This window comes from Saccharothrix sp. HUAS TT1 (assembly GCF_040744945.1).
In the GTDB taxonomy this organism is placed as follows: Bacteria; Actinomycetota; Actinomycetes; order Mycobacteriales; family Pseudonocardiaceae; genus Actinosynnema.
Genome location: NZ_CP160453.1, coordinates 4,199,014 through 4,224,072, shown reverse-complemented (window position 1 = coordinate 4,224,072; position 25,059 = coordinate 4,199,014). Strand labels below are relative to the sequence as shown.

General features: G+C 72.5%; 24 protein-coding genes and 2 pseudogenes. 12 read left to right on the top strand and 14 right to left on the bottom strand.

Going from position 1 to position 25,059, the window contains the following annotated elements; genetic code table 11:
* Window positions 1-8: 8 nt before the first annotated feature.
* From AB0F89_RS20595 to AB0F89_RS20580, 4 genes are all read right to left on the bottom strand, one after another.
* Window positions 9-1,232 carry a multidrug effflux MFS transporter gene (locus tag AB0F89_RS20595; RefSeq protein ID WP_367138567.1) on the bottom strand — a complete coding sequence of 408 codons (1,224 nt, stop codon included), beginning with the start codon at window positions 1,230-1,232 and terminating at the stop codon, window positions 9-11.
* An 82-nt stretch (window positions 1,233-1,314) separates the two neighbouring features.
* Entirely contained in the window at window positions 1,315-1,953 is a 639-nt protein-coding gene (locus AB0F89_RS20590) for an NAD(P)-dependent oxidoreductase (protein WP_367138565.1), read from the bottom strand.
* 503 nt (window positions 1,954-2,456) lie between these two features.
* Window positions 2,457-2,951, bottom strand: a complete 495-nt coding sequence (locus tag AB0F89_RS20585) for a flavin reductase family protein (protein ID WP_367138563.1) — start codon at window positions 2,949-2,951, stop codon at window positions 2,457-2,459.
* Window positions 2,952-3,026: 75 nt separating this feature from the next.
* Window positions 3,027-4,580: a 4-hydroxyphenylacetate 3-hydroxylase family protein gene (locus tag AB0F89_RS20580; protein ID WP_367138561.1), complete on the bottom strand. Its 1,554-nt coding sequence runs from the start codon at window positions 4,578-4,580 to the stop codon at window positions 3,027-3,029.
* A gap of 673 nt (window positions 4,581-5,253) precedes the next feature.
* Between AB0F89_RS20580 and AB0F89_RS20575 the strand changes: the two genes are divergently transcribed.
* The 5 genes from AB0F89_RS20575 (at window position 5,254) to AB0F89_RS20555 (ending at window position 11,357) form a co-directional block, all read left to right on the top strand.
* Complete coding sequence (locus tag AB0F89_RS20575; protein WP_367138559.1) at window positions 5,254-6,267, top strand: helix-turn-helix domain-containing protein; 1,014 nt, start codon at window positions 5,254-5,256, stop codon at window positions 6,265-6,267.
* The gene (gene gap / locus AB0F89_RS20570; RefSeq protein WP_367138557.1) at window positions 6,264-7,265 is read left to right on the top strand and encodes a type I glyceraldehyde-3-phosphate dehydrogenase; all 1,002 of its coding nucleotides are present in this window, start codon (window positions 6,264-6,266) and stop codon (window positions 7,263-7,265) included. Before AB0F89_RS20575 ends, gap begins: the two co-directional genes overlap by 4 nt.
* Entirely contained in the window at window positions 7,262-8,170 is a 909-nt protein-coding gene (locus AB0F89_RS20565) for a pyridoxamine 5'-phosphate oxidase family protein (protein WP_367138555.1), read from the top strand. Before gap ends, AB0F89_RS20565 begins: the two co-directional genes overlap by 4 nt.
* A 537-nt stretch (window positions 8,171-8,707) precedes the next feature.
* Window positions 8,708-9,622 (top strand): helix-turn-helix domain-containing protein, encoded by a 915-nt coding sequence (locus tag AB0F89_RS20560; protein ID WP_367138553.1) that lies wholly within the window; start codon window positions 8,708-8,710, stop codon window positions 9,620-9,622.
* Window positions 9,623-9,776: 154 nt separating this feature from the next.
* Window positions 9,777-11,357, top strand: a complete 1,581-nt coding sequence (locus AB0F89_RS20555) for an AMP-binding protein (protein ID WP_367138551.1) — start codon at window positions 9,777-9,779, stop codon at window positions 11,355-11,357.
* A gap of 94 nt (window positions 11,358-11,451) precedes the next feature.
* Here the strand turns inward: AB0F89_RS20555 and AB0F89_RS20550 are convergent.
* The 3 genes and pseudogenes from AB0F89_RS20550 to AB0F89_RS20540 all read right to left on the bottom strand — a co-directional run.
* A pseudogene (locus AB0F89_RS20550) lies at window positions 11,452-11,568 on the bottom strand (ATP-binding domain-containing protein); the annotation flags it as partial.
* A gap of 49 nt (window positions 11,569-11,617) precedes the next feature.
* A complete protein-coding gene (locus AB0F89_RS20545) occupies window positions 11,618-12,253 on the bottom strand; it encodes an FMN-dependent NADH-azoreductase (protein WP_367138549.1) in 636 nt (211 codons plus the stop codon).
* A gap of 91 nt (window positions 12,254-12,344) precedes the next feature.
* Window positions 12,345-12,965 carry a TetR/AcrR family transcriptional regulator gene (locus tag AB0F89_RS20540; protein WP_367138547.1) on the bottom strand — a complete coding sequence of 207 codons (621 nt, stop codon included), beginning with the start codon at window positions 12,963-12,965 and terminating at the stop codon, window positions 12,345-12,347.
* A 99-nt stretch (window positions 12,966-13,064) separates the two neighbouring features.
* Between AB0F89_RS20540 and AB0F89_RS20535 the strand changes: the two are divergent.
* From AB0F89_RS20535 to AB0F89_RS20525, 3 genes and pseudogenes are all read left to right on the top strand, one after another.
* Window positions 13,065-13,674 (top strand): annotated as a pseudogene (locus tag AB0F89_RS20535) (zinc-binding dehydrogenase).
* Between the two features lie 81 nt (window positions 13,675-13,755).
* On the top strand, window positions 13,756-15,252 hold the full coding sequence (locus AB0F89_RS20530) for a hypothetical protein (protein ID WP_367138545.1): 1,497 nt from the start codon (window positions 13,756-13,758) through the stop codon (window positions 15,250-15,252).
* A gap of 43 nt (window positions 15,253-15,295) precedes the next feature.
* Entirely contained in the window at window positions 15,296-16,183 is an 888-nt protein-coding gene (locus tag AB0F89_RS20525; protein ID WP_367138543.1) for a class I SAM-dependent methyltransferase, read from the top strand.
* Here AB0F89_RS20525 and AB0F89_RS20520 read toward each other — a convergent pair.
* Complete coding sequence (locus tag AB0F89_RS20520; RefSeq protein WP_367138541.1) at window positions 16,140-16,529, bottom strand: DUF4267 domain-containing protein; 390 nt, start codon at window positions 16,527-16,529, stop codon at window positions 16,140-16,142. The two genes, AB0F89_RS20525 and AB0F89_RS20520, sit on opposite strands and share 44 nt — an antisense overlap.
* A gap of 91 nt (window positions 16,530-16,620) precedes the next feature.
* Here AB0F89_RS20520 and AB0F89_RS20515 point away from each other — a divergent pair, with 91 nt between their 5' ends.
* Window positions 16,621-17,190 (top strand): TetR/AcrR family transcriptional regulator, encoded by a 570-nt coding sequence (locus tag AB0F89_RS20515; RefSeq protein WP_367138539.1) that lies wholly within the window; start codon window positions 16,621-16,623, stop codon window positions 17,188-17,190.
* Here AB0F89_RS20515 and AB0F89_RS20510 read toward each other — a convergent pair.
* Window positions 17,183-17,758 carry a TetR/AcrR family transcriptional regulator gene (locus tag AB0F89_RS20510; protein ID WP_367138537.1) on the bottom strand — a complete coding sequence of 192 codons (576 nt, stop codon included), beginning with the start codon at window positions 17,756-17,758 and terminating at the stop codon, window positions 17,183-17,185. The two genes, AB0F89_RS20515 and AB0F89_RS20510, sit on opposite strands and share 8 nt — an antisense overlap.
* 74 nt (window positions 17,759-17,832) lie before the next feature.
* Between AB0F89_RS20510 and AB0F89_RS20505 the strand changes: the two genes are divergently transcribed.
* A complete protein-coding gene (locus tag AB0F89_RS20505; protein ID WP_367138535.1) occupies window positions 17,833-18,312 on the top strand; it encodes a GNAT family N-acetyltransferase in 480 nt (159 codons plus the stop codon).
* 7 nt (window positions 18,313-18,319) lie between these two features.
* Here the strand turns inward: AB0F89_RS20505 and AB0F89_RS20500 are convergent, their stop codons facing one another.
* The 3 genes from AB0F89_RS20500 to AB0F89_RS20490 all read right to left on the bottom strand — a co-directional run bounded on the left by AB0F89_RS20500 (window position 18,320) and on the right by AB0F89_RS20490 (window position 22,253).
* Window positions 18,320-20,398: an AAA family ATPase gene (locus tag AB0F89_RS20500; protein ID WP_367138533.1), complete on the bottom strand. Its 2,079-nt coding sequence runs from the start codon at window positions 20,396-20,398 to the stop codon at window positions 18,320-18,322.
* A 101-nt stretch (window positions 20,399-20,499) separates the two neighbouring features.
* Complete coding sequence (locus AB0F89_RS20495; protein ID WP_367138531.1) at window positions 20,500-21,675, bottom strand: FAD-dependent oxidoreductase; 1,176 nt, start codon at window positions 21,673-21,675, stop codon at window positions 20,500-20,502.
* Window positions 21,672-22,253 (bottom strand): PadR family transcriptional regulator, encoded by a 582-nt coding sequence (locus AB0F89_RS20490; protein WP_367138529.1) that lies wholly within the window; start codon window positions 22,251-22,253, stop codon window positions 21,672-21,674. The genes AB0F89_RS20495 and AB0F89_RS20490 overlap by 4 nt, the downstream gene beginning before the upstream one ends.
* Window positions 22,254-22,421: 168 nt before the next feature.
* Here AB0F89_RS20490 and AB0F89_RS20485 point away from each other — a divergent pair, with 168 nt between their 5' ends.
* Both AB0F89_RS20485 and AB0F89_RS20480 read left to right on the top strand, forming a co-directional pair.
* On the top strand, window positions 22,422-22,988 hold the full coding sequence (locus AB0F89_RS20485; RefSeq protein WP_367138527.1) for a snapalysin family zinc-dependent metalloprotease: 567 nt from the start codon (window positions 22,422-22,424) through the stop codon (window positions 22,986-22,988).
* 90 nt (window positions 22,989-23,078) lie between these two features.
* On the top strand, window positions 23,079-23,378 hold the full coding sequence (locus AB0F89_RS20480) for a DUF6191 domain-containing protein (RefSeq protein ID WP_367138525.1): 300 nt from the start codon (window positions 23,079-23,081) through the stop codon (window positions 23,376-23,378).
* Here the strand turns inward: AB0F89_RS20480 and AB0F89_RS20475 are convergent.
* On the bottom strand, window positions 23,356-23,559 hold the full coding sequence (locus AB0F89_RS20475; protein ID WP_367138523.1) for an MbtH family protein: 204 nt from the start codon (window positions 23,557-23,559) through the stop codon (window positions 23,356-23,358). The genes AB0F89_RS20480 and AB0F89_RS20475 overlap by 23 nt on opposite strands.
* Before the next feature lie 121 nt (window positions 23,560-23,680).
* Window positions 23,681-25,021, bottom strand: coding sequence for a lysine N(6)-hydroxylase/L-ornithine N(5)-oxygenase family protein (locus AB0F89_RS20470; protein ID WP_367138522.1), 1,341 nt, complete (start codon window positions 25,019-25,021; stop codon window positions 23,681-23,683).
* Window positions 25,022-25,059 lie beyond the last annotated feature (38 nt).

The following is a 25,059-nucleotide window of genomic DNA, read 5'->3' as shown; positions in this document are numbered from 1 at the left end:
CCACGCGATCAGTCCTGTCCGGCCAGGGCGACCGGGGCCGCGCTGTCGACCGGGACGTCCTTGCGCTTGCGCGCCAGGACGGCGAACGACAGCAGGGCGGCGACGCCGAGCACGGTGATCGTCACCGCCATCGGCAGGGCGTTGACCGCGCCCGCGACACCGGCGAACGGGGCGGCGACCGCCCCGAGCAGGTGCTGCACGAGCCCGATCAGCGCGGCGGCCGAGCCCGCGACCGCGCCGTGGTCGTTCAGCGCGAGCGCCATCGAGTTCGGCATGATCAACCCGACGCTCGCGACCACCACGAACAGCCCGATCAGCAGCGCCACCAGACCGAGGTCGGCGAGCACCGCGGCGAGCACGACCAGACCGCCCGCCGCGGAAGCGGCGACCCCGGCGCCCAGCAGCGCACGGGGGTTGACGCGGTGCACGATCCGACCGCTGACCTGGGCCGCGATGACCAGGCCGAAGGCGTTCACCGCGAACACGGCGCTGTACGCCTGGGGGGAGAGCCCGTGGATCTCCTGGAGCACGAACGGGGAGCCCGCGATGTAGGCGAACATCGCGCCGAAGCCGAACCCGCACGCCAGGCCGTAGCCGACGAACACCCGGTCGGACAGCAGCCGGCCGAAGGTCGGCAGGATGGACTTGAGCCCGCCCGCGTCCCGCCGTTCCGGTGGCAGCGTCTCGCGCAGCCCGAGCGCCACCGCGACGACCATCAGCCCACCCGCGGCGGCCAGGGCGATGAAGATCCCCGGCCAGGTGGTGAACCGCAGCAGCTGGCCGCCGATCACCGGCGCCAGGACCGGGGCGAGCCCGGTGACGAGCAGCAGCATCGAGAAGTACTTCGCCGCGGCGGCGCCCACGTGCCTGTCGCGGACGATCGCGGCGGCGATCACGATGCCGGTCGCGCCGCCGAAGCCCTGGAGCAGGCGCAGCACGATCAACAGCCAGATCGAGGGCGCGAAGGCGCACAGCACCGACGTCACCGTGTACAGGAGAAGACCGACGAGCAGTGGTCCCCTGCGCCCGAACCGGTCCGACAGCGGTCCGGCGATCATCTGCCCGACGCCGAGTCCGACCAGGCAGGCGGTGAGGCTCAGCTGCACCGCGGACGGGGTGGCCGAGAGGTCCGCTGCCAGCTGCGGCCAGCTCGGCAGGTAGGCGTCGTTGGACAGCGGACCGAGGGCCGTGAGCGCGCCCAGGATGATGATCAGGCCCACGTTGCCCGACAACCGGGCCGGTTTTGTCGTACCCGCTGTAGACATCGCTGCGGGTTCCTTTCTGCTCGTGTCCGTCCCAGGCGATTCGCCGACGTCAGTAGGCAACGCCGATGCGGCGCTTGATCGCATTGCCCTTCTCCAGCTCGTCGACGAAGGCGACGGCGTAGTCGGGGATCGAGATGTTGCTGTCCCCGTTCTCGTCCACGAGCAGGTCGTCGCCGCCGACCCGGTACTCGCCGGTGCGCTCGCCCGGTTCGATGTGGGCCGCGGGCGAGATGAACGTCCAGTCGAGGTCGTCGACCGTGCGGAACAGGTCGAGCACCGCGATCTGCGCGAGCGCGTTGGCCTTCCACATGGCGGGGAAGTGGGGGTTGTCCACCACCCGCTCGCCGGACGGGGTCTTCAGGCTGCCCGCGCCGCCGAGCACCACCACGCGGCGCACGTCGGTCTTGGGCAGCGCCTCCACCAGGCTGCGCGCGGCGCCGAGCAGGATCTCCTCGTCGTTCTCGACACCGACCTTGGGGCCGACCGCGGAGGCGACGGCGTCGTGGCCCTCCACCAGCGCGATCACCGTCTCCGGGTCGGTGATGTCGCCGGACTTCACGGTCAGCCCGGGACGGGCGTCGCCCGAACCGGAGCGCGTGACGGCGGTGACCTCGTGGCCACGGGAGAGCAGCTCGTCGGCGATGGCCGAGCCGATGTGGCCGCTCGCACCGAACAGCGCGATCTTCATCGTGTTGCCTCTCTGTTGTCCGGCTGCGGGACGCAGCCGTCATCCTTGGGCGACCGCGGGGAGCGTCGGGGGCGCTCCCCGCGGTCGCGAACCCGCTCGGGCGGCAGGGTGGTGGGGCGCCTGGCGGCGGTCAGGCGCCCCGTGCCGTCGAGCGGGGTCGCGCACCGGTCGCCCGGCTCCCCCACCCCGCCCGGCAGGGCCTGGGCGGGAGCGGGGGACCTCCGGGTCCGGTGCGCTGCGCTGATCTGGTCGGGGGTGTCGCGGGCGCAGAGGTCGAGGGCTCCGACCGCCCTCAAGACGCGCGCCTCACCGACAGGTAGTGCACGAGGCCGCCAAGAGCGGCCGCCCCGGGTTCGCGGCGTGCGGGAACCGCGGAGAGCCGAGCGCCGGACGACCGCGCAGGTCGCTTCCCGCGGGTTCACCTCCACGCCTCTCCCCTCTCACGTCCGGCACGCCGGTGTTGTCGTCCCATCGCCGCCCACCCGGATGTGAGCGGCGGCCCGTCACACTCCGCTGAGCGTGTGGAACCCGCCCTGGAGGAAGATCAGCGGCGGTCGGCGCTCCTTCGTGCCGAGCCCGATCACGTCGCCGATCAGCATCACGTGGTCGCCCACGGTCACCGTGTCCGCCAACTTGCACTCCAGCCAGCTCGGCGAGTCCAGGACCAGCGCACCGGTGAGGTCGCCGCGTCGCGTCGACAGGGTGCGCATGGCCACGCTGCGGGTCTCCCGGTCCTTGGCCAGGGCGCGGGCGATGTCCTCGGTGCCCGCGTCCAGGATCGACAGGGCCCAGAAGCCGACGGCGCGGACGTTGGCCAGGAACCCGGAGTCGGGCCGCAGGCACATCGACACCAGTGGCGGGTCCATCGACACCGAGGTGAGCGAGTTGATGGTGATCGCGTCGTCGAGCCGACCGTCCGGCCCGTCGGAGTAGGTCGTCGCCACGCACACGCCGGTGGCGTAGTTGCGCATGACGTCGCGCAGGTTTGTGGTGCTCATCGCAATCCCTTCCCCGTGCGGCGGGTGTCCCGTGCCCCAGGCGCGCGGCGCCCGCCTCCGACCTGCTCCGTGGGATCAGCTGCCGGTGGCCCAGCGACCCCGGGTCCAGCCGTCGACGTCGTAGTCGTCCATGCACTGCTCGACCAGGGCGCCGTAGTCGTCCATCAGGCCCACCGCGCGCGACCAGTTCAGGGTGTCCAGCCGGACCTGGTCGGGCCCGCCCGCGTAGTTGAGCTCGTAGAGCTCGTGCCGGCCGCCGAACTCGCTGCCCAGCGCGTCCCAGGCCAGCTTGAACAGCTTCACCCGGTCGTCGGCGGAACCCGCCGAGCCCCGGTAGTACCGGTCGATCAGCGGGCGCAGCTCCGGGTTCTTCATGTCCTCGGCGCCGGCCGGGGTCATCAGCAGCGCCGCCGCCAGGTGCTCCTCGAAGAAGCGGTGCGTGCGCTCCCACGACATCGGCGCGAGCGCGCGGTAGCCGGCCGCGTAGGACATCTTCGGCAGCACGGTGCCCGCCGGGCCCGGCTCCGGGTCCATCGCCATCGCGGTGGTGATGGCGTGGGTGACGTGCCGCCACGCCAGCATCTCGCCCAGCCCCGCCTGCACGCCGCGGAACTGGTGGGTGCCGTTGAGCCTGGTGCCCTTGTCCATCAGGCCGGCCATGAACTCCAGCTTGGTGGCCATCCGGATCGCGCCCTGGAAGAACCCGCGCGAGAGCAGGCCCGAGCGCGGGAAGTACTCGTGCACCTTCTCCACGTCGCGGTAGATCAGGACGTTCTCCCACGGGATGAACGCCCGGTCGAACACCAGGACCGCGTCGTTCTCGTCGAACCTGCTCGACAGCGGGTTGTCGTACGGGCTGTTGGCCTTCTGCTCGTAGGACGGGCGGCAGATGACCTTCATGCCCGGCGTGTCGAGCGGGGCCATGAACGCCAGCGCGTAGTCCTCGGCCTTGCCCTTCTCCAGGTTCGCCAGGTGGATCTGGCCGACGAACGCGGCGTGGGTCAGCGCCGAGGCGGTGCCCATGAGCTTGGCGCCGTCGACGACGATGCCGCCGTCGCGCTCCTCGACGACCTTGACGAACACGTCGCCGACCTCGTGCGTCGGCTTGTTGCGGTCGACCGGCGGGTTGACGATCGCGTGGCTGATCGACAGGCCCTGGCGGGCGTACCTCTCGTACCAGGCGCGGGCGTTGTCGCCGAACGGCTCGTAGTACTCGTGGGTGACCGCGAGGCCCGCCATGAAGGAGGCCTTGTAGTCGGGGGTCCGGTTCATGAACCCGTAGCTGAGGCGGGCCCAGTGCTCGATGGCGGCGCGGGCGTCGAGCAGGTCCTGCGCGGAGTGCGCGGGGGTGAAGAAGCGGTGCACCCGGGCGCCGGTGTAGCGGTCGACCGTCGTCATGAGGTCGGCGGTGGCCGGGTCGTGCAGCGCGTCGTACAGGTGCGCGGTCGACCGGGCGGCCTGGGCGAAGGCCGGGTGCTTGGTCACGTCGGTGACGCGCTCGCCGTAGAGGTAGACCTCACGGCCGTCCCGCATGCTCTCCAGATATCCGTCACCGGTGAGCAGGTCGTTGGGCGCCTGCGTCACTTCCTCCGGCCGGTTCAGCAGGGTCGTCGCAGTGGTTTCGGCCACGATCAATCCTCCAAGAGTGGTTCCAGAAGAGGTCATCGGTCGACCACCAATCGTTGCTCGTTGCCCCGGGTGCGGCGTCGGACAATGAGTGGTCATTGGACTCGACCGGGCGAAATTATTTCGATCCCAGTGGCCGGAACTGACCTCGATGTCGGTCTACTCGTACAGTACGACCCCTGGCCGGCAGCACTTGCCGGTCCGCGCATCGGATGTTGCGGATCGGCGCACCACCGACCGATCAGGGCCCTCACCAGTGCGGAACGTGAGTTCGCCACGGCTCTGCGACGGGTCGCGAGGTAACAGAAAGCCCCTTGATACAGTTAACTTTCAACATCATCGCGACTGGCAATGACCCCGATAGCACCGCGCCGCACTTTGCTCCGCGGCACCTGGGTGCGGTTTCAGGACTGCTTGCCCAGCCGCTACCACTGGGGTAAATTTATTGGGCCAAACGGAACCGGAGGGGTCCAATCCCGAAGGTGGGTGTTCGCTCCGGGGGAAATCGGAGCGCCAACGGTGCATCCACTCCGGCCCGAATGGAGTATCGGAAGCCCGCTGCGGCACGACACCACGCGACGGTCGGTTCGCACCGAAGATCCTGGGGGATTGGTGGACCATGGCGTTACACACGGCGAGCATTACCGGCAATTCGGACAAAACAGATCGTAGCTTATTGGACAACGGTTCGGTGGAAGTCCTCACCGCCGACGAAGCCGCTCCGGGACAGCGGCTCGACCTGTGGCGCAGGCAGGTCCAGCTGACCTGCGGCGCCCTCCAGGTCGGCGGCAACCGGGACGAGTTCGCCAACGGCACGATCACCACCGGCAGGTTCGGCAAGATGCAGGTGTCGCTGATCGCGGCCGACCCGCACATCGTGTCCCGCAGCGACCGCGTCACCGGCAGCCCGGAGGACGGCTGGCTGTACGTGTGCCGGATCGAGAGCGGGCGGGCCTACCTGCGGCAGGACGACAAGGAAGCCGTCTCCGTCGCGGGCGACGTCATGTGCTTCGACAGCCTGCGCGCCTACACCCTGGCCATGCCCGAGCCGTTCGAGATGGTCGCCCTGCGCTTCCCGCACCAGGCCATCGGCCTCAAACCGGGCCGCACCCGCTGCCTGACCACCGAGCCCTGGTCCGGCGCCAGGGGGGTCGGCGCGCTGGTCGGCCAGCTGCTGCACAGCCTGGGCGCCAACCTCGGCGAGCTGGACGCGGCGGCGGTCGAACCGCTCGGCTCCACCATCAGCAGCCTGATCAACACGCTGTTCGCCGAACGGCTGCGCACCTCGGGCAACGACCCGCTGATCGCCAGGCAGGTGCTGATGATGCGGGTCCAGGCGTTCGCCCGGGAGCAGCTGGCCGACCCGGACCTCACCCCCGCCTCGCTCGCCAAGCGGCACAACATCTCGCTGCGCTACCTCCAGCAGCTCTTCGCCGAGCTCGACACCAGTCCCGCCCGCTGGATCCGGGAGGAGCGGTTGACGCGCTGCCACGCCGCGCTGCGCAACCCCGCCTACGACCACCTGACCGTGGCCGCCATCGGCGAGCGCTGGGGCCTGCCGGGCCCGTCGCACATCAGCCGGCTCTTCCGCGACCAGTACGGCCTGACGCCGCGGGAGTTCCGCAAGCAGTGGCAGCTCGACCACGGCACAGCAACGACGACGCAACCAGAACTGGGGAATGTCTCATGACGATCAGGATCGGCGTCAACGGCTTCGGGCGCATCGGCCGCAACTTCCTGCGTGCCCTGCTCGACTCCGGGCGGACCGACATCGAGGTCGTGGCCGTCAACGACCTCACCGACGCGGCGACGCTGGCGCACCTGCTGCGCTACGACAGCATCCGCGGCAAGCTCGCCCAGGAGGTCGGCGCGGGTGAGCGCGAGCTGGTCGTGGGCGCCAAGGCGATCGCCACGTTCGCCGAGCGCGACCCCGCGGCCCTGCCCTGGGGCGACCTGGGCGTCGACGTGGTGCTGGAGTCCACCGGCGTGTTCACCGACGCCGACAAGGCCCGCGCGCACCTGACCGCCGGCGCCCGCAAGGTGATCATCACCGCGCCGGCGAAGAACGAGGACGTCACGATCGCCTACGGCGTGAACCACGAGGTCTACGACGCCGAGGCGCACTCGGTCGTGTCGAACGCCTCGTGCACCACGAACTGCCTGGCGCCGATGGTCAAGGTGCTGCACGAGTCCTTCGGGATCGAGCGCGGCCTGATGACCACCATCCACGCCTACACCCAGGACCAGAACCTCCAGGACGGCCCGCACCGCGACCTGCGCCGCGCGCGGTCGGCGGCCACCAACACCGTGCCCACCTCGACCGGCGCCGCCAAGGCCATCGGCCTGGTGCTGCCGGAGCTGGCGGGCAGGCTCGACGGCTACGCGCTGCGCGTGCCCGTGGCCACCGGCTCGGCGACCGACCTGTCGGTCGAACTGGGTCGCGAGGTCACCGTCGAGGAGGTCAACGCCGCGTTCCAGGCGGCTTCCGAGGGCGTGCTCAAGGGCGTGCTGGCCTACACCGAGGACCCCATCGTCTCCAGCGACATCGTGACCGACCCCGCCTCGTGCGTCTTCGACGCGGGCCTGACCAAGGTGATCGGCTCCCAGGTCAAGGTCGTCGGGTGGTACGACAACGAGTGGGGCTTCGCCAACCGGCTCATCGACGTCGCCGGACTGGTGGGTCGGTGAGCGCCGCCCACGAGGGCGAGCAGGCCGTCCAGCGCAAGGCGGGAGAGGGCCGCCCCGGCTGGGGCTCGCCCATGTTCGACGGCGAGATCCCGGACGGCTTCGCCGAGTACATGCGCGCCCAGCGGTTGATCGCGATCGGCGGCCAGGACGACCGGGGCGCGGTCTGGTGCACCGTGCTCGACGGCGACCCGGGTTTCGTCGACGCCCTCGACGACCGCACCATCGACATCCACGCCCTGCCGCCGCCCGGCGACCCGGTGCGCGAGGTGTTCGGCTCGGGGCCGGGCAAGGACATCGGCATGGTGGTGATGTCGCCGGAGACCCAGCGCCGGGTGAAGGTCAGCGGCACCGCCCGGCGCGAGGGCGGCAAGCTCGTGCTGCGCACCGAGCAGGTGCTCGGCAACTGCCCCAAGTACCTCCAGGGGCGCGAGGTCGTCGGTGTCGCGCCGGCCGTCGAGCCCTCGGCGCACCGCGGTCGCGAGCTGACCGCCTACCAGCGCGAGCTGGTCGAGAGCGCGGACACGTTCTTCATCGCCAGCTCGGCGCCGGGGCACGGCGCGGACGCCAACCACCGCGGCGGCCTGCCCGGTTTCGTCACGGTGACCGGTCCGCGGAGCCTCACCTGGCCGGACTACGTCGGCAACTCCTTCTACATGACCCTGGGGAACATGGAGCTCCAGCCGCGGTGCGGCCTGGTGTTCCGCGACTGGGAGACCGGCGGCACGGTGCAGCTCACCGGCACCGGGCGCGTCAACTGGAGCCGCGAACCGGCCGAGCGGTTCCCCGGCGCCCTGCGCACGATCGACTTCGAGGTCGAGGAGGTCGTGCAGGTCGACAACGCCACCCGGCTGCGGTGGAAGCTGTTCGGCTACTCGCGGTTCAACCCGCCCGCGCCGGAGCGCTAGCCCGCGTTCGGCGGTGCGGGCACGTGGAACACGGACGAACGACCGACCGGTCGCCGACGGCGCGGGTCCGACGCGGGTCACCACCCGCGCGACCCCCGTGCCGACGACGCGACGGGCGCCGGCCACCCCCGGCGCCCGGCCGCGGACGTCGGCCACCCCGGCCTGCCCGCGACCGGTGGGCCCGATCGCCCGCCACCGGTGTGGGCGGCACGCCGTTCCGGTGAAGCGGTGCGGTGAAAGCGGTGCGGTGCGGATCACCGGTCGGGCGGGGGCGCCGACCGGGTTCCCGATCGCGCCCGGACCGCGTCCGAACGCTTCCGGAGGAATCGACCGGCCGATTACGAACTCCCGAACCAGGGAATTGCCGGAAATCGAACCGCGCCGGTAGCCTACCGGTCGAATTCGGACGCCGAACTTTTCACGATTGGGTATCGAACATATTCTGGGGGAGCACCGAGCGTCATGAGAGAAAAAACGGAACCCGAGTTATGCTCAGCGCCTGACGCTGATTCCCGATGGCCCGCGGGCAACGTCGTGGTGAAGACCGAGGACCTGTGCGCCATCTGGGACGACCTCGTGCGGGCGCCGGTGCGGGTCCGGGTCGACGGCGCCGGCAGCCGACGGGGCGGCACCCGCACCGGCGCGCTGGGCGCCGCGGCGGTCCGCACCGTCCGGGCGGGGCCGCACGCGGTGGTCGCGCGCCCGGCGACCGGCGCCGGGCACGTGCACTTCTGCCTGGTCCTGACCGGGTCCGCGACCCTGGCGCAGGACGGCCGGGAGGCCACGGCGTGCGCCGGCGACCTGATCTGCTTCGACAGCAGCCGGGCGTTCACGCTGACCATGACCGAGCGGTTCTCGCTGGTGGCGGTCCGGGTGCCGCACGCGTCGCTGCGCGCACGCGCCGTCGACACCAAGAGCGTCACCGCGCAGCCGTGGGGTTGCGAGCCGGGGCTGGCCGCGGTGGTGCGCCACACGCTGTCCGGGTTCGGCGACTGCCTGGAGGACCTGCACGAGGACATCACGGACCTGATCGGCGCGAGCTTCGTCAACCTGCTGGGCATGCTGCTCGCCCAGTGGCTGGAGAACCGGGCCGACGAGTCCGCGTGCGGTCGCGGTGACCTGCTCGCCCAGGTCATGCGGCACGGCGAGGCGCGCCTGGGCGACTTCGAGCTGACCCCGCACGACCTCGCCCAGGCGAACCACGTGTCGGTGCGCCACCTGCAACAGCTGTTCGCCGACAAGGGGACCAGCCCGGCCCGGTGGATCCGGGAGAAGCGGCTGGAGCAGTGCTACGCCGACCTGTGCGACCTGGCGAAGCGGCACCTGTCCGTCGCGGCGATCGGCGCGCGCTGGGGCCTGCCCAACGCGTCGCACTTCAGCCGGCAGTTCCGCCTCCGCTACGGCGTGACTCCCCGGGAACTCCGCAACATGCTGCAGGCCGGCGTCGCTTGACCGCGAGCCGCCGTCCCGCACCACCGAAAGAACAAAAACCTCACCCGACCGCGTGAGGGAAATCCGACAGGAGTCGTCCGGTAGTGCGCCGGGCGATCGTTCGCGGTTGACACCCACCTGTGCCGGCCATTTCGCCGGTCGCGTTGGAGGACCCATGACGAACACCCTCGAAACCCTTGCCGTGGCCGACGGCGGCCCGCTCCCGGAACCCGCGGACGCCACCCTGGTGGACGTGCTGGTGCGCTCCGCCGAGGCGGGCACCGGCGGGATCGTCCACATCGGATCGACCGGCAGCGCGGAGCAGTCCTACGCGGACCTGCTGGCCGACGCCGCCCGCGTGCTGACCGGTATCCGGTCGGCGGGCGTGCGGCCGGGCGCGAAGGTCCTGATGCAGCTCGACCACGCGCCCGACCTGCTCGCCGCGTTCTGGGCGTGCGTCCTGGGCGGGTACGTCCCCGTGCCGGTGACCACCTCTCCCCCGCCGAACAGCCCGTTCGACGCCGCCCAGCTGCTGGAGGGCATGTGGGGCGTGCTGGGCGACGCCTGGGTGATCGCCGACCGGCAGTTCCGGACGTCGTACCTCGGCACGGTGGACGACCTGCGGGCCGCCGACCCCGCGACCTCGTTCCACCGCGCCGAGCCGGACTCCCCCGCCGTGCTGCTGCTGACGTCGGGCAGCACGGGCCTCCCGAAGGCCGTCGCGCTGACCCACCGCAACATCGTCAGCCGATCCGCGGCCACGGCGGCGGTGCGCGGCCTGTCGTCGGCCAACCGGACGTTCAACTGGATGCCGCTGGACCACGTCGGCGGCCTGATCATGTTCCACGCGCGGGACGTCTTCCTCGGCTGCCACCAGGTCCACGCCCCGATCGACTGGGTGCTGGCCGACCCGCTGCGCTGGTTGGACGCGATCAGCGAGCACCGCTGCGACACCACGTGGGCGCCCAACTTCGCGTTCGGCCTCGTCGTGGACCGGGCCGACGAGGTCGCCGCGCGGTCGTGGGACCTGAGCCGCCTCGGGTACATCATGAACGGCGGCGAGCCGATCAAGGCGAGGGTGGCCAACCGCTTCCTGGACCTCCTGGCGCCGTTCGGCCTGCCGCCCACCGCGATGCACCCCGGGTGGGGGATGTCGGAGACGACGGCCGGTGTCGTGGACTGCGTGTACCCCAAGGGGATGGACGAGGAGGTCCGGTTCATCCCGGTGGGCACGCCGCACCCCGGCCTGTCGCTGCGGGTGGTGGACGCGGCGGGCGCCGTGGTGCCCGAGGGCGTGGAGGGCCGCCTGCAGGCCACCGGGCTGCCGATCATGCCGGGCTACTACGCCAACCCCGAGCAGAACCGGCAGTCGTTCACCGCGGACGGCTGGTTCAAGACCGGCGACCTGGCCTACCTGCGGGACGGGGTGCTGACCGTCACCGGCCGGGTGGACGACGTGATCGAGGTCGAGGGGGTCGGGTACTTCGGCCACGAGATCGAGGCGGCGGTCGAGGAGCTGCCGTTCGTCGCCCCGTCGTACACGGTCGCCTGCACGGTGCCCGGCGGGCTGGTGATCTTCTACCACCCCCGGTCGGGCGGTGGGTCCGACGCGGAGTCGTGGCGGATCGTGGACCACATCGCCCAGCGGATGGACGTGCCCGTGCACCGGGTCGTGCCGGTGACCAGGGAGCAGGTGCCCAAGACGGGCATCGGCAAGCTCCGCCGGGCCGCGCTGGCCGCGACCCTCGTGGACTGACCGGCGGCCCCCGGCGCCGGTGGCGCGGCTCCGACGCGGGGTCGCGCCGCCGACGGGGTGGCCGCACCGGCCGGGGGCTCCGAAGCGCCCCCGGTCAGCTCCGGAGCACGACCAGCCGCTGGGTGGCCCTGGTCAGGGCCACGTACCGCTCGGCGGGCGTCATCAGCTCCGGGTCCACCACCACGACCGCGTCGAACTCCAGGCCCTTGGCCGCGCGGGGTGGGCGACGTCGAGGGCGCGCCCGACCGCTCAGGCCGTCGTCACCGGGTCGAGTCGGCCCAGAAGTTCCCGGCGGCGGTCGCGGCGGCGTCGTGGGCCCGCTCGCGCCGCTGCCCGGCGTCGGCGGTGGCGAGGTTCGGGCGGAACTCGACCTCGGTCAGGTCGGTGATGCCGGCCCAGCGCAGCCAGCCGGAGAAGAACGGCCGCTGGAAGTCCGCGCCGAAGGCCGGGTCGCGGCCGTCGCCGTACACCGCGCTGGTGTAGACGACGGCGGCCCGCTTGCCCTCCAGCAGGCCCGAGTAACCGCGCGAGGGGTCGAACGAGAACGCCAGGCCGGGCTGGCTCACGACGTCGACGAACTGCTTGAGCACGTAGGGCACGCCCGCGTTCCACATCGGCACGGTGAACAGGTACGCGTCGGCGGCGGCGAAGCGGGCGAACGTGCCGGTCACCGCTTCCCACGCCGCGCCGGCGGCCGGTCGACCCGCGAACACCTCCATCTTGGCGGCGACGGCCTCCGGGCCGAACGGCGGCAGCGTGCCGTCCCAGAGGTCGAACTCCTCGACCGCGTGGTCGGGGTGCGCCGCCCGGTAGGCGTCGAGGAACGTGCGGGCGATCGACAGCGACTCCGAGCGCTCGCCCCTCGGTGACGCGGAGATGTGCAGCAGGGTCGTCATGGCCGGGTCCTCCATCGCGGAACAGAAGCGGACTGCGGTCCGCTTGCACCACTTTAGCGGACTGCGGTCCGGTTCTGCGCGGAGACCCCGATCACGCCACGATCCGACCCGTCAGGACCAGTCGGGCCAGGTGGCCGACGTCGGCGGCGGCGCGTTCGGCGGTGAACGCGTCGGCGGTCGCGTGCCGCAGGTCGGCGGCCAGCGGGGCGAGCAGCGCGTGCGCGAAGTAGTCCACGTCGAGGTCCGGCCGCGCCTCGGCCAGCAGGACGCGCACGTGCAGCCGCCAGAACCGGTACGCGCCGGTCCGGTAGCGCGCGCCGGGGCTGGCCGTCTCCGACAGCCGCACGAGGTCGAGGTTGGCCTCCAGGAACCGCGCGTAGGCGGTCACGAACGCGATCAGCCGCTCCCCCGCCGGCGCGCCCGGCCCCAGCGGCGGCGGCCCGTTGAGGATCGCGCCCTGCAACTCCTCCTCGCGCGCGCCCAGCAGGGCCGAAGCCAAACCCGCCTTGTCGCCGAAGCGGCGGAACAGCGTCCCCTTGCCCACCCCGGCCTCGCCGGCGATCTGGTCCATCGACACGTCCGCGACGCCGTCCCGGGCGAACAGCCGGGCCGCGACGTCGAGGATCCTGGCCCGGTTGCGCGCCGCGTCGGCCCGCTCCCGCGGCGGGGACTCGCGCGACCGGGCCGGTTCCAGGTGGTGCATGTCCGTCATGGGGGCGGACTGTAGTCCGGTCGGACCGACCGGAACGCGACCTCGCCGGCGCGCTCGGACCCGCGACCGCCGGCCGTGGCTCGAAGGTGGGACACCGTGGTGAAAGGCGTTGTGCTGAGCCGTTTCGGCGGCCCCGGGGAACTGCGCCCGGACGACGTCGACCGGCCCGAGCCCGGCCCCGGCCAGGTCCGGATCCCGCTGCCGACAGTCCTGGGCTCCGAGGTGGCGGGCGTGGTCGACGCGGTCGGCCCTGACGTCACCGGCGCGTCGGTCGGCGATCCGGTCCTCGGCTGGGCCGACCCCGGGGCGTGCGCCGAGTACGCGCTGGTCACGACGTTCGCCCCCAAGTCCGGGGCCTGCCCTGGGAGCACGCCGCGGCGCTGCCCGTCGCCGTCGAGACCGCCGACCGCGTGCTGGGCCTGCTCGGCGCCGAGCCGGGCGGGACGCTGCTCCTGCACGGCGCGTCGACCGCATCGTCACCATCGCCGACGACGCCGCCGCGGAGCTGGGCGTGACGTTCTCCGGCGGCCCGCAGCAGCGGTCTCCCGAACGCCTGGCCGAGCCGGCGGAGCCGGCCGCGCGCGGCGAGCCGGTGACCACCGTGGCCGCCACGTTCCCGCTGGCCGACGCCGCCGAGGCGCACCGGGTCAGCGCCTCGGGTCACGCGGGCGGCAAGCTCGTGCTCCTCGTCGCGGAGGGCGCCCGCTGAGCCGGACGGCCTATGGACACTTCCTCACGCCTGCCTGTAACACATGGTTGACAAGTACCGGCAGGAGTCCGAGGAGGTCCGATGACGGCACGGGATCTGGATCGGCGCACGCTGCTCCGCCACGCTGGGACGGCGGGCGCGGTCGGGGCGCTCTCGGCGCTGCTCGGCACCGTGCCGGCGATGGGCTCGCCCGCCGCCACCCCGTTCGACCTGCACTTCGAGGTCTTCCACAAGCACCGCCCGTTCGACCTGGTCGCGCCGCGGTTCGTGCAGTACGACAGCGCGATCGCGCCGCCCGCCGCCGCCTCCACCCTGGTCCGCACCGGCGTCCGGCCGCGCGCGCCGTTCGGGTCGGTGCTGGTGGAGGTGCAGCGGGCCGAGGGCGTCGTGGTGGCGGGCCTGGCGGGCGGCGCGACGTCCGTGCTCGGCACGCTCGACGTGACCGCCGGCCGGGCCGCCATCGAGGTGACCACCGGCGGCACGACCACCGTGGTGAAGTCCGCCGAGGTGCGGGTGACCGGCGCGTTCCGGTTCGCCGTGGTGGTCAACGAGAACGCGGTCACCGTCCTGGTCGACCCCACCGGCACCGGCGCGGGCTGGCAGCCGGTGCTGACCGAGCGGGACGGCGTGCGCGCGCTGGTCGACCTGCGGGTGCCGGCGGTGCTCGGCGCCCTCGACTACGCCTACGGCGGGCGCGGTGGCGACGTGCGGCTGGGCCGGGTGCGGGCGGGCTACTTCGGCCAGGCCGGCGTGCGCGACCCGCACGTCGTGCAGCACGCCGACGGCAGGCCGTTCATCCGCGACGGCAAGCTGTACCTGACCATGACCAACGCCGGGCTGGGCTTCTTCCAGCAGGCGCACTGGGCGGTGTGGACGCTCGACCTCGCCGACCCGTCCCGGCTGGAGCAGGTGGCGGTGCTGTTCTTCGAGCGCGACGGCGTCGTGCTCGGCGACCACGCGGGCCAGGTCGTGTACGACGACCGGACCGGCCGGTTCATCCTGCTGATGAGCTCGTGGGGCGACTTCGCGTTCCAGGGCGTGCACATCAGGCACACCACGACCAGGGCGAACGTCCTGAGCGGCGTGCACGTCCTGCGCACCGAGCGGCTGCCGCTGCCCACCGCGGTCAGCTCCTGGGACCCGGCGCTGACCCGGATCGACGACCGCTGGCACCTGGCGTTCGTGGAGAGCGAGGCGCAGCAGCCCGCGTTCGTCTTCCACCCGGCGCTCGCCGTCTCGGCCCGCGGCGCGGACTACACCGCGACCCGGCTGGTCGGCGCGGACGACACCGTGGACCAGACCGAGGGGACGATCATCCAGCGGGTCGGTCGCCGGTGGTACGTGTTCGCCAGCGACGGCGACGCCCGGCAGTACCCGGTGTACGACCTGGCGATGCGCAAGCTCGGCGCCCTGGACGCGCCCTACGGCACGAACATCCCCCACCCGGTGCTGCTGCCGGTCGGCCGCGAGTGGTGGATGATCACGTTCGACGGCACGCAGTACGCCGAGCCCGTGCTGGGTTACGGCGGGCACGGCGACCTGGTGGTGATGCGCAGCCCCGCCCCCGGCCGCGGGTGACGCGGCGTCCGCGCGCCGGCGCGCGCCTTGACATGCTCGTGCGATGACGAACCACATCGACCGGGCACTGGCGGCGCTGGCCGCGGACGACCTCGACCTGGCCAGGGAGGCGGCGCTCGGCGGCGGCACCCCGCTCGCGGCGGCGTTGGCCGAGTACCTGGCGGCGACCCGGGACGGCTCGGTGTACGACCAGCCGGCCGCGTTCGAGGCGTTCATCGACGGCGGTGGCAACGTCGGGCTCTACGGGGCGGTGACCGCCGCGCTGGGCCGGGTCCACGCCGACGCCCGGCCGACGAGCCTGCTGGACGTCGGCTGCGGTGACGGCCGGTCGCTGCGACCGGCGCTGGCGTCCGGGCACGCGCCCGCCTCCGTCACGCTGGTCGAGCCGTCCACCGCGTTGCTGGACGTGGCGGTGCGGGCGTTGGCGGAGTTCGAGGGGGTGCGGGTGGACGCGCGCAACGGCCGGGTCGAGCCGTTCGCGGCGGAACTGCCCGAGGGCGCGGTGTTCGACGTGGCCCAGTCGACGTTCGCGCTGCACGCGTTGCCGCACGAGGTGCGCGACGGCGTGCTGGCCGACCTGGTGGACCACGTCGGCGTGCTCGCGGTGGTCGAGTTCGACGTGCCGGACCTGCCGCACGCGAGCCCCGAGCACCGGCGCTTCCTGGCCGAGGCGTACGAGCGCGGGCTGGCCGAGTACGACGCGGACCGCGACCTCGTCGCGCAGGGGTTTCTGATGCCGGTGCTGACCGGGCAGCTGGCGCCGGGCGCGACCCGGGCGACGTGGGAGCAGCCGGCGACCCGGTGGGCGGAGCAGGTGGAGCGGGCCGGGTTCACCGACGTCCGGGTCGCCCGGCTGCACGACTACTGGTGGTCGCCCGCGTTCCTGCTCACCGCTTCCGGGTCTCCCACAGCAGCGACGCCGCCGCGATGAGCACCAGCGCGGCGGCCGAGCCGTGCACGCCGAGGGCGTGGGCCGCGGTGCCGCCGTGGGTGAACACGGCGACGCAGTCGCCGATCGGGATGATCGCGTCGGCCAGCACCACCCAGCCGAGGGCGCGGCGGTGCCCGAGCAGCAGCAGGACCAGCGCCGTCAGCCCGTACGCGATGTCGCGCACGCCCTTGACCACGTAGTAGCCGGCCGCCTCGCCCCGCGGCCACGGGTCGATGCCGAAGCCGGAGGCGGCGTACTCCGGGTCGAGCAGGAAGCCGAGGCCGAACCAAAGACCGGCGAGGACGACGAGCACGGCAAGACCTGTGTTGACCCGCTTGTGGGACATGGCGTCGACTCCTGAAGCTAGCAGTGCTAGATATACGAGCAACACTAGACATAGTGGCGCTCGGATGTCTAGCACTGCTAGAATTCCGGTCGTGGCCAACCAGGAACGCCGTGCGCGCGACCGCGCCGAACGACACCGGCTGATCATCGACGTGGCCCGGGAGCTGGCCGAGGCGGAGGGCTGGGACGCGGTCACCACCCGGCGGCTCGCCGAACGCGTCGAGTACAGCCAGCCGGTGCTCTACAGCCACTTCGAGAACAAGGACGCGATCGTGCGCGCGGTCGCCGTGCGGGGTTTCGACGAGCTGGCCGAACGGATGCGCGCCGCCCGCGCGGCGCACCGCTCGCCTGCGAAGGCGCTGCGCGCGGTCGCCGAGGCGTACCTGAGCTTCGCCGCCTCCCACCCCGCGCTCTACGACGCCATGTTCGTCCGCGAGGTCGACCTGCCGTTCGGCACCGACGAGACGCCGGCCGAGGTGCGCGCCGGGTTCACCGAGTTCGTGGCCGCCGTCGGCCCGCTGGCCGGTGACGAAGACGTGGAGCCCCTGGTCGAGGTCCTGTGGAGCGCCCTGCACGGCCTGGCCGCCCTCGACCGCGGCGGGCGGCTGCGCCCCGTCCACCGCCGGGCCCGGCTGGACCTGCTGCTGGGGCGGATCACGTGAGCGCGAGCGCGGCCTCGATCGCGGTGTCCTTGACGTCCTGGGTGTAGGTGCCGGGGTCGCGCACGGCGAGCACGTTGAAGCCCTCGACCAGGGCGACCAGCGCCTTGGCGGTCCGACCGCGGCGCGCCTCGTCCCAGTCGGGGCGGACCGGGGCGAGCAGCCGTTCCAGCCGGCGCAGGAACGCCCGGCTGTGCGCGACGTGGACGTCGGCCAGCGCGGGGTCGGCGAGCGAGGCGGCCAGGAAGCCGATCCAGACGCGGGACTCGTCGTGGTCACCGGTCGGCGTGACCGCCAGCGACAGCACGGCCTTGAGCTTGCCCATCGCGTCCGGCGCGTCGTCCTCGGCGGCGTCGGCCCGGACGGCCGTGCGGTGGTGCAGCAGTTCGCGCGCGTGCACGAGCAGCGCCCTCTTGTCCGGGAACGTGTGCAGCACGAGCCCGGTCGTGCACCCGGCCCGCTCCGCCACCGCGCGCAGGGTGAGCCCGGTGGGACCCCGTTCGGCCAGCACGGACCAGACCGCGGCGGACAGCCGCCGCCGGTCCCCCTCCACGTCCTTCTTCCTGGCCACCCCGACCTCTCCCCGCCGACTGCCACCAGATCGTACCGTTTGTTACGGTAACGCTTGTTACGGAGGAGGCGCGGGTGGACGTGCGGGTCGAACCCTGGGACGGCGTGGACGGCACGCGGCTGCGTGCCGCGCAACGGGCGGAGCTGGACGCCCGGTACGGCACCGACGACCACGAGCCCGGCGCCACGCCGGGAGCGCACGACGTGGTGGTCTTCGTGGTCGCCCGGGATCGCGACGGTCGCGCGGTCGGCTGCGGCGGCCTGCGGCTGGTCGAACCGGGCACGGCCGAGGTCAAGCGGATGTACGTCGCCCCCGCGTCACGCGGCGCCGGCGTGGCCACGCGCATCCTGCGGGCCCTGGAGGACCAAGCCCGCCGCGCGGGTGTCGTGGACGTGCTGCTGGAGACCGGCACGCGCCAACCGGAGGCGATGCGCTTCTACGAACGCGAGGGCTACCACCGCATCGACAACTTCGGCCCGTACCGCGGCGCCCCGGAATCCGTCTGCTACGCCCGCCGGCTGCCGGCGTTCGCGGTCGACGGCACGACCCGCTGACCCGCGCTCAGTCGGGCGGCTGAGGGCCTGGCGTGTCCGAGAAACGGGCGTTCCAGCTCACGCAGGACTCCAGCATCCCCGTGAACCGGGCGCGGAGGTCTTCGGCTGCCAGTGGGAGATCGTCACGCGTGCTCTCATCGCCGTCCATTTCGTCGACCATGGTGATGAGCCGGACGATCTCCTCCTCCAGCACGTGGTCGGCCGCACCGGCCCGGTGCATCCGCCGCCACAAGTGCCCGACCAGGCTGACCTGCGTCGTGAAACCGATCCGCTCCACCCCGCCGAACACCTGCCGCCCGAGCCGGACCACGTCGCGGTAGTGCTCCGCGACCGAGGGACCTCCCGAATCGTGGGACCGGACCAGCGCCAAGTCGAACCGGCACAACAGGGTCAGCGGATCTTGTTCGCCCAGGGTGTCGCGGCACCGCCGGGTCAACACCTCGTACTCGTCCACGCACTGCCGGAACCGGTCCTGGTCGGTGGCGGCGTTGTTCCAGTGCAGCCACGCGACCTCGCGACGCACGCCCAGCACTTCGGGGTGGTCCTCGCCGAGCAGTCGGACTCGCACCACCAGAGCGTGGTTGAACAGGACCTCGGCCCTCATGTGGTCCTCGGTCACCTGTGCGAACCTCGCCACGGTGCAGGCGAGCTTGGTCGCCAGCAGCGCCCAGTCGTCGGAGAACACCCCCTGCTCCTGGTGGATCCAGTAGCTCACGTGCTCGCAGTGCGGGCTCAGGGCGGCCCACCTGGACATGTCCTCCGCGACTCCGATCGAGAGGTAGGACGTGAATCCGTCCAGCACGGCGACCGCGACCTTGATGTACTCCCTGAGGTCGCGGGCGAAATCCGGTTGGTGGCGGTTCGCCTCGCGGATGACGGGGTGCAGTCGCAGGCTGTCGGTGGTGACCGAGGACGAGAGGACGTGGCGGAAGGCAGCGTTCTCCGTCAGGCCGAACCTCTCCAGCGCGACGAGCGTCCGCAACACCGACCTGCCGGTGGCGCCGGCGAACAGCGGACTGCGGGCGATCACCCTCGCATCCACGAGCGTGTAGGGGATCGGCGCTTGGGCGAAGCACGACAACCACCGCAGCAGCGGGCGGGCCAGCGGGTGGCCGAGCTCGTGCAGGAGGTCGAGGGTGAATTCCCACGTGCGGGTCAGCAGCTCGCGCGGCCCCAGCGCCCGGTCCAGCCCGTGCAGCTCGTCCAGGGTGCCGAAGTCGCTGCGGAAGACGAGCCGGTAGCTGTCGAAGTCCTGCGGCAGCTGCACGTCCGGCACCGGGGGGAACGCCTTCGCCGCGCTGAGGTACCGGCCCGCCAGGTGCAGGGTCAGGGGCAGGTGACCGAGGGTGCCGGCGAGGTCACGGGCCTGCTTGACGGTGCCGCTGTCGGGGGCGAGGGCACGCAGCAGCGCCACGGCCTCCTCCTCGTCCAGCGGGCCGACCCCGCGCAGCTCGGCGTTGGGCCAACTCACGGGACGGCCGTCGCGGGTGGTGACCAGCACCGCGCCGCGCTGCTGCGCGAGCGGCTGCCACCAGGGCTCCAGCAGCCGCTCGTCGTCGGCGTTGTCGATGACGAGCACCCACGGGTGCGCGCAGTTCCCGAGCGCGGCCCTGAGGACCCGGGCCGCCGATTGACCACCCGACCACGCCTGGATCACCTGGTCCAGCGGGGCGCCCGCCTCCAGCGCGACCTCGCGGAACCCGGCGCGCAACGCCTTCTCGGCCGACGCGTCGAGCCACCACACCCTGATGTCCCGGGAATCGCGGGCCAGTCGGGCCGCCACCGCGAGCGCGGCGGTCGTCTTGCCGCTGCCGCCCAGTCCGTGCAGCACGACGTGGGCGCCCCGCTGCGCGCGAACGGTCCGGACCAGGTCCCTGATCAGCTCGGCGCGGCCGTGCAGGGCGCCGTCGAGCCGGAACGTCGGCGGCACGACGGACACCAGGTCCGGCCCGAACCCGGCGCCCGCTGCGCCGTGGAAGACGACGCCGCCCGTGATGGTGCCCGCCTGCACGACGCCGCCGGTCGCGTCGACGACGCGATTGCCCACCACCCGGTCGGCGGAGCGGGGAGGTCCCGCGTCGTCCATGGCTCTCCCCAAGTCGGCGAGCCGCGACGATAAAGCCCCGTTCCGGGCCATCGGTCCCGATCATGCATCCCGTCACCCGAAGGTGGACATTTCAGCGGTTGCTACGCGGCGGTGAGGGTGTCGTCCCACTCGATGCGGTGGTCGAACTGCCAGGTGAACCGGGCCGGGTCGGTGAACTTGAACGCCAGCGGCAGGAGGGCGGAGAGCAGGAGCCTGGCCACGGGGCCCGCGGCCTTGTCGCGGTTGGTCCTCGCGGCTTGGGCGATGATCCGCTCGACCCGGTCGCGGCGCAGGGACTCGTAGGTCCGGAACGCCTCGGGGTGCGGCAGGTCGCGCAGGCAGCGGGCCAGTTGCACGGCGCTCTCGAACGCCAGGGAGGCGCCCTGGCCGGAACTCGGCGACGTGGCGTGCGCGGCGTCGCCGAGCAGCACCAGCCGGCCCCGGCTCCACCTCGGCACGCTCGGCACGTCCTCCAGCGCGCCCGTCACCACCAGGTCGGCCGGGTCGGTGGCGGCGATCAGGCGGGTGGCCGGTGTGCGGTCGGCGGCGAACGACCCGCGCAGCACGGCCAGCCACTCGGCCGGCGCGGTGGCGCGGGCCTCGGTCGTGGTCAGCGGGGTCTTGCGGGGCAGGTTGGCGAACCAGCCGCCGGAGCCGTCGTCGTGGACCTGGTAGCCGAAGAACGCGCGCTTGCCCGAGACGAGCCGCATCGCGCCGCCGGTCGGCGGCTCGCCCGTCCGCCCCACCCGCGCGCCGAAGCCGAGCAGTCCCGCGTACCGCGGGCCCGGGGCGTCCGGGTCGATGGCCCGGCGCACCGCCGATCGGATGCCGTCCGCGCCGACCAGCAGGTCGGACGCCACCTCGGACCCGTCGGCGAAGCGCGCGGTGACGTGCGGGCCGTGGTCGACGGCGGCCACGAGCTCCCGGCCGTGCTCGATGACGACGCCGCGCCGCGCCGCCTCCTCGCGCAGCACGCGGTGCAGGTCGTTCCGCCACACCAGCAGCTGCGGCGGCTCGCTGCCGAACCGGCCGAGCGTCCGCCCGGTCCAGCTCTGCAGCTCCACGGCGGTCATCGGCGTGCCGATGGCGCGCACCGCGTCGGCGAGACCGACGACCGCCAACGCCTGCAGCCCGTTGGGCGCGATGCTCAACGCGCCGCCCGATCCGCCGGTCGTCCCGGGGTGGCGCTCGTGGACGGTCGCCTCGATCCCGGCCTTCCGCAGCGCCATGGCCGCCACCGGCCCGCCGATGCCGCCGCCGATGACGGTCGCCCTCATCGTCCCCCCTCGTGGAAGCCCGCCCACTGCGGGCGCCAGTCGCCGATGCGCGCCAGGAAGTGCCGCACGAAGGCGACCTCGGCGTTCAGCAGCGCGATCCGGTACTCCTCCTCGACCAGGAACAACGGGTGCGCGTCGGCGCCCGCCAGCACCGCCTCGGCCTCGTCCAGCTGCAGGCGGAGCCCGACCAGCCGGTCGCGCAGCAGGTCGACGACCTCGTCCGGGTGCAGCGCGGCGATCATCGAGAGCGCCGCGACGAACTGCGGGCGCTCGTGCCGCGGTTCGGCGACCAGCTCGCGCATCCAGTCCTTCAGCTCGGCCCGCCCGGCGTCGGTCAGCGCGTAGGTGGTCCGCTCCGGCCGCTGCCCCTCGCGGGACGTCCCGTGCTCCACGATGAACCCGGCCTTGGCTAGCTGCCCGAACACCATGTACAGCGAGCCGTGGGTGAACTTGATGCTGCGGTCGTCGCCGTGCGCCCGCATGAGCCGGCTCAGCTCGTAGGGGTGCAGGGGCTCGCGGACGAGGTACCCGAGCACCGCCAACCCGAGCAGGTTGCCGACCTTGCGCTTGGACGTCACCGCCACCTCCTAGTCAGCTCTGACTATTACTGAGAGATCAGTCAGAGTCAACTATTCTCCAGGACCCTACGTATGGGGCTGGTGACGGCGGGCTACGGCTGGTTCGTTGGTGGGGCGGGAGCCTCCCCTGTCCTGTGGCTCCCCGTCCCTGTACCCAAGGAGACCACCATGCTCGTACGAAAGGCCGCGCGTGTCGTCGTGGCCGTGATGGGCCTGCTGCTGCCGCTGGTCGCGGTCGGCGCGCCCAGCGCGTCGGCGGAACCCCAGGCCCTGGTGCGCACGCTGTACTACGACGTCAGCCAGGCCCAGGAGTTCACGGCGGACTGGGACCGCGCCGCGGCGAACTGGAACAACTCGGTGAGCAACGTCAAGCTGGCCCGCCGGGCCTCCGGCACGCCGACCAACATCCGCATCCTCGCGGACAACGGCTGGCCCCGCGCCTACGTGACGTCGCTCGGCAACGGGACGGTCTACATGGGCCGCCAGGCCGTGCAGCAGGGCTACCACCGGCCCCGGATCAGCACGCACGAGATCGGCCACATCCTCGGCCTGCCGGACCGGCGGACCGGCCTGTGCGCCGACCTGATGTCCGGCTCCAGCGCGCCCGTCTCGTGCCGCAACGAGCTGCCCAACGCGGCCGAGCGGGCCGAGGTGGACCGCCGGTTCGCGGGCCAGCTGGCCACCGCGGACGTCCGGGTGGCCGGGTACGCCGGCACGGAGTGCTTCGTCTACTGATCCCGCCGCCCGTGACGGGGCCGGTCGGCCCCGTCACGGGCGTTCGCCACCGCGTCGGAACACCACCGCCCCGCCGGCCGTTCGGGTGGTGTGGACTCGGTGGAGCTGGTGCTGGCCTGGTCGATCCCCGGCGGCACGCTGTCGATCGTCGGGGTGGCCGTGTACGAATTGCTGCGTCAGCGGCGGCGCAAGCGCGCGGGCACACCGCTGGCGACCACGACCGTCAACGAGATCACCGCGATGTTCTACGGGTCCAAGCGGATGGAGCTCGACCACCGCGATTCCACGGCCGTGATGCGCGAGGAGGACGCCCAGGGCGCCCCGCCGCACGGCGTCGACCTGGACAGCGGTGTCGCGGTCATCCGGCTCAAGCCGGTCCGCGAAGGCTGAGCGGGCGCAGGTCGGTCCAGTTCTCCTCCACGTGCGCGACGCACGCCTCCCGCGTGTCGGGGCCGAACGCGGCGGTCCAGCCGGCCGGGACTTCGGCGAACGCCGGCCACAGCGAGTGCTGGCCCTCGTCGTTGACCAGGACGTGGAAGCGGCCTTCGGGGTCGTCGAACGGGTTCGTCACGGTGGGTCCTCCGGTCGGGGTCGGTTGTCGCTGACTTCTGCCACGCACGCCGTGGCCGCGCCGCGGTCGGGAAAGCCCCGGGCCGCACCGGAGGCCCGGGTCGGGCTCGTCGGGAGGCCGGTCAGCGCATCGGAGAGGCGCTGACCGCGTACTCGGGCCGCGGGGGCACGGCCGCCGCGGCGCTCTCGCAACGGCGGTCGAGGACGGAGCGCAGGATCTCGCCGACCCGCACGGAGGTGTTGGACAGCAACGACGACGAGATGCCGTGCGTGTGCTCGGTGCCGCCCTGGAGGTAGAGGCCGGCCGCCAGGTCGTCGTCGGTGACCAGGCGGTAGTCGCGGCCGACGTCGAGCCTGCCGCGCGGGTCGCGGGCGCAGCGCCGGGCCAGGTCGCCGAGCAGCGCGGTCGGGTCGGCCTCGCGGTAGCCGGTGGCGTAGACGACCGCGTCGGCTTCGAGCACTTCGCGCGCGCCGGTGCCCAGCGACTCGACGGTGACGGTCACCCCGTCCTCGCGGTCGTCCAGCTCGGCCACCCGGGACAGGTTGAGCACCCGCAACCGCTGCCGGCCCAGCACCTTCTCCCGGTAGACCCGCCGGTACAGCTCGGCGATCAGGTCCTGGTCGACCACCGCGTAGTTGGTGTTGGCGTGGTAGTCCATGAGCTTGTGCTTCACCGGTTCCGGCGCGGCGTAGTAGTCGTCCACCGCCGCCGGGTCGAAGACCCGGTTCGCGAACGAGCTGTCGTCGGCCGGGCTGTAGCCGTAGCGGGCGAACACCGCGCACACCTCGGCGTCGGGGAACCGCTCGTGCAGGTGCGCGGTGACCTCCGCGCCGCTCTGCCCGGCGCCCACCACGACCAGCCGGCGCGGGTCGGCCAGCGACTCGACGCGGTGCAGGAAGTCGCGGTTGTGCCAGACCCGCTCGGACGGCTCGACGCCGTCGGGCAGCGCCGCGCGCAGACCGGTGGCCAGCACCAGGTTGCGGGCCCGGCGGACCTCCTGCTCGCCGGTCGCGGTCCGCGAGACGACGTCGAAGTGCGTGACCGCGCCGCCCGCCGCCACCGGGTGCACGGCCACCACGTCGTGGCCGTAGGACACCAGGTCGTCCACCCGGCCGGCGGCCCACTCGAAGTAGTCGTGGAACTCGACCCGCAGCGGGAACATGCTCTTGTGGTTGATGAAGTCGACCAGCCTGCCCTCGCCGTGCAGGTAGCTGAGGAAGGTGAAGTTGCTGTTCGGGTTGCGCAGGGTCACCAGGTCCTTGAGGAACGACACCTGCATGGTGGCGTCCTCGATCAGCATGCCGCGGTGCCAGCCGAAGCCCGGCTGCCGCTCCAGGAAGTGGGCGGTCACCACGTCTTCGGCGCGCGCGGTCGCGTTGTACTCGGTGAGGGCGATAGCGAGGGCCAGGTTGGAGGGCCCGAAGCCGACGCCGAGGACGTCGAAGACCGGTGGCTGCGGCATGGGTGTCCCATCGGTGCGACAACAGGATGATCGAACTT

What these genes read in the sequence shown, in the direction of transcription:
- AB0F89_RS20585 (WP_367138563.1), bottom strand. Translation starts at nt 2,951, where the DNA reads ATGAGCACCACAAACCTGCGCGACGTCATGCGCAACTACGCCACCGGC.
- gap (WP_367138557.1), top strand. Translation starts at nt 6,264, where the DNA reads ATGACGATCAGGATCGGCGTCAACGGCTTCGGGCGCATCGGCCGCAAC.
- AB0F89_RS20590 (WP_367138565.1), bottom strand. Translation starts at nt 1,953, where the DNA reads ATGAAGATCGCGCTGTTCGGTGCGAGCGGCCACATCGGCTCGGCCATC.
- AB0F89_RS20540 (WP_367138547.1), bottom strand. Translation starts at nt 12,965, where the DNA reads ATGACGGACATGCACCACCTGGAACCGGCCCGGTCGCGCGAGTCCCCG.
- AB0F89_RS20485 (WP_367138527.1), top strand. Translation starts at nt 22,422, where the DNA reads ATGCTCGTACGAAAGGCCGCGCGTGTCGTCGTGGCCGTGATGGGCCTG.
- AB0F89_RS20500 (WP_367138533.1), bottom strand. Translation starts at nt 20,398, where the DNA reads ATGGACGACGCGGGACCTCCCCGCTCCGCCGACCGGGTGGTGGGCAAT.
- AB0F89_RS20470 (WP_367138522.1), bottom strand. Translation starts at nt 25,021, where the DNA reads ATGCCGCAGCCACCGGTCTTCGACGTCCTCGGCGTCGGCTTCGGGCCC.
- AB0F89_RS20555 (WP_367138551.1), top strand. Translation starts at nt 9,777, where the DNA reads ATGACGAACACCCTCGAAACCCTTGCCGTGGCCGACGGCGGCCCGCTC.
- AB0F89_RS20530 (WP_367138545.1), top strand. Translation starts at nt 13,756, where the DNA reads ATGACGGCACGGGATCTGGATCGGCGCACGCTGCTCCGCCACGCTGGG.
- AB0F89_RS20495 (WP_367138531.1), bottom strand. Translation starts at nt 21,675, where the DNA reads ATGAGGGCGACCGTCATCGGCGGCGGCATCGGCGGGCCGGTGGCGGCC.
- AB0F89_RS20545 (WP_367138549.1), bottom strand. Translation starts at nt 12,253, where the DNA reads ATGACGACCCTGCTGCACATCTCCGCGTCACCGAGGGGCGAGCGCTCG.
- AB0F89_RS20520 (WP_367138541.1), bottom strand. Translation starts at nt 16,529, where the DNA reads ATGTCCCACAAGCGGGTCAACACAGGTCTTGCCGTGCTCGTCGTCCTC.
- AB0F89_RS20525 (WP_367138543.1), top strand. Translation starts at nt 15,296, where the DNA reads ATGACGAACCACATCGACCGGGCACTGGCGGCGCTGGCCGCGGACGAC.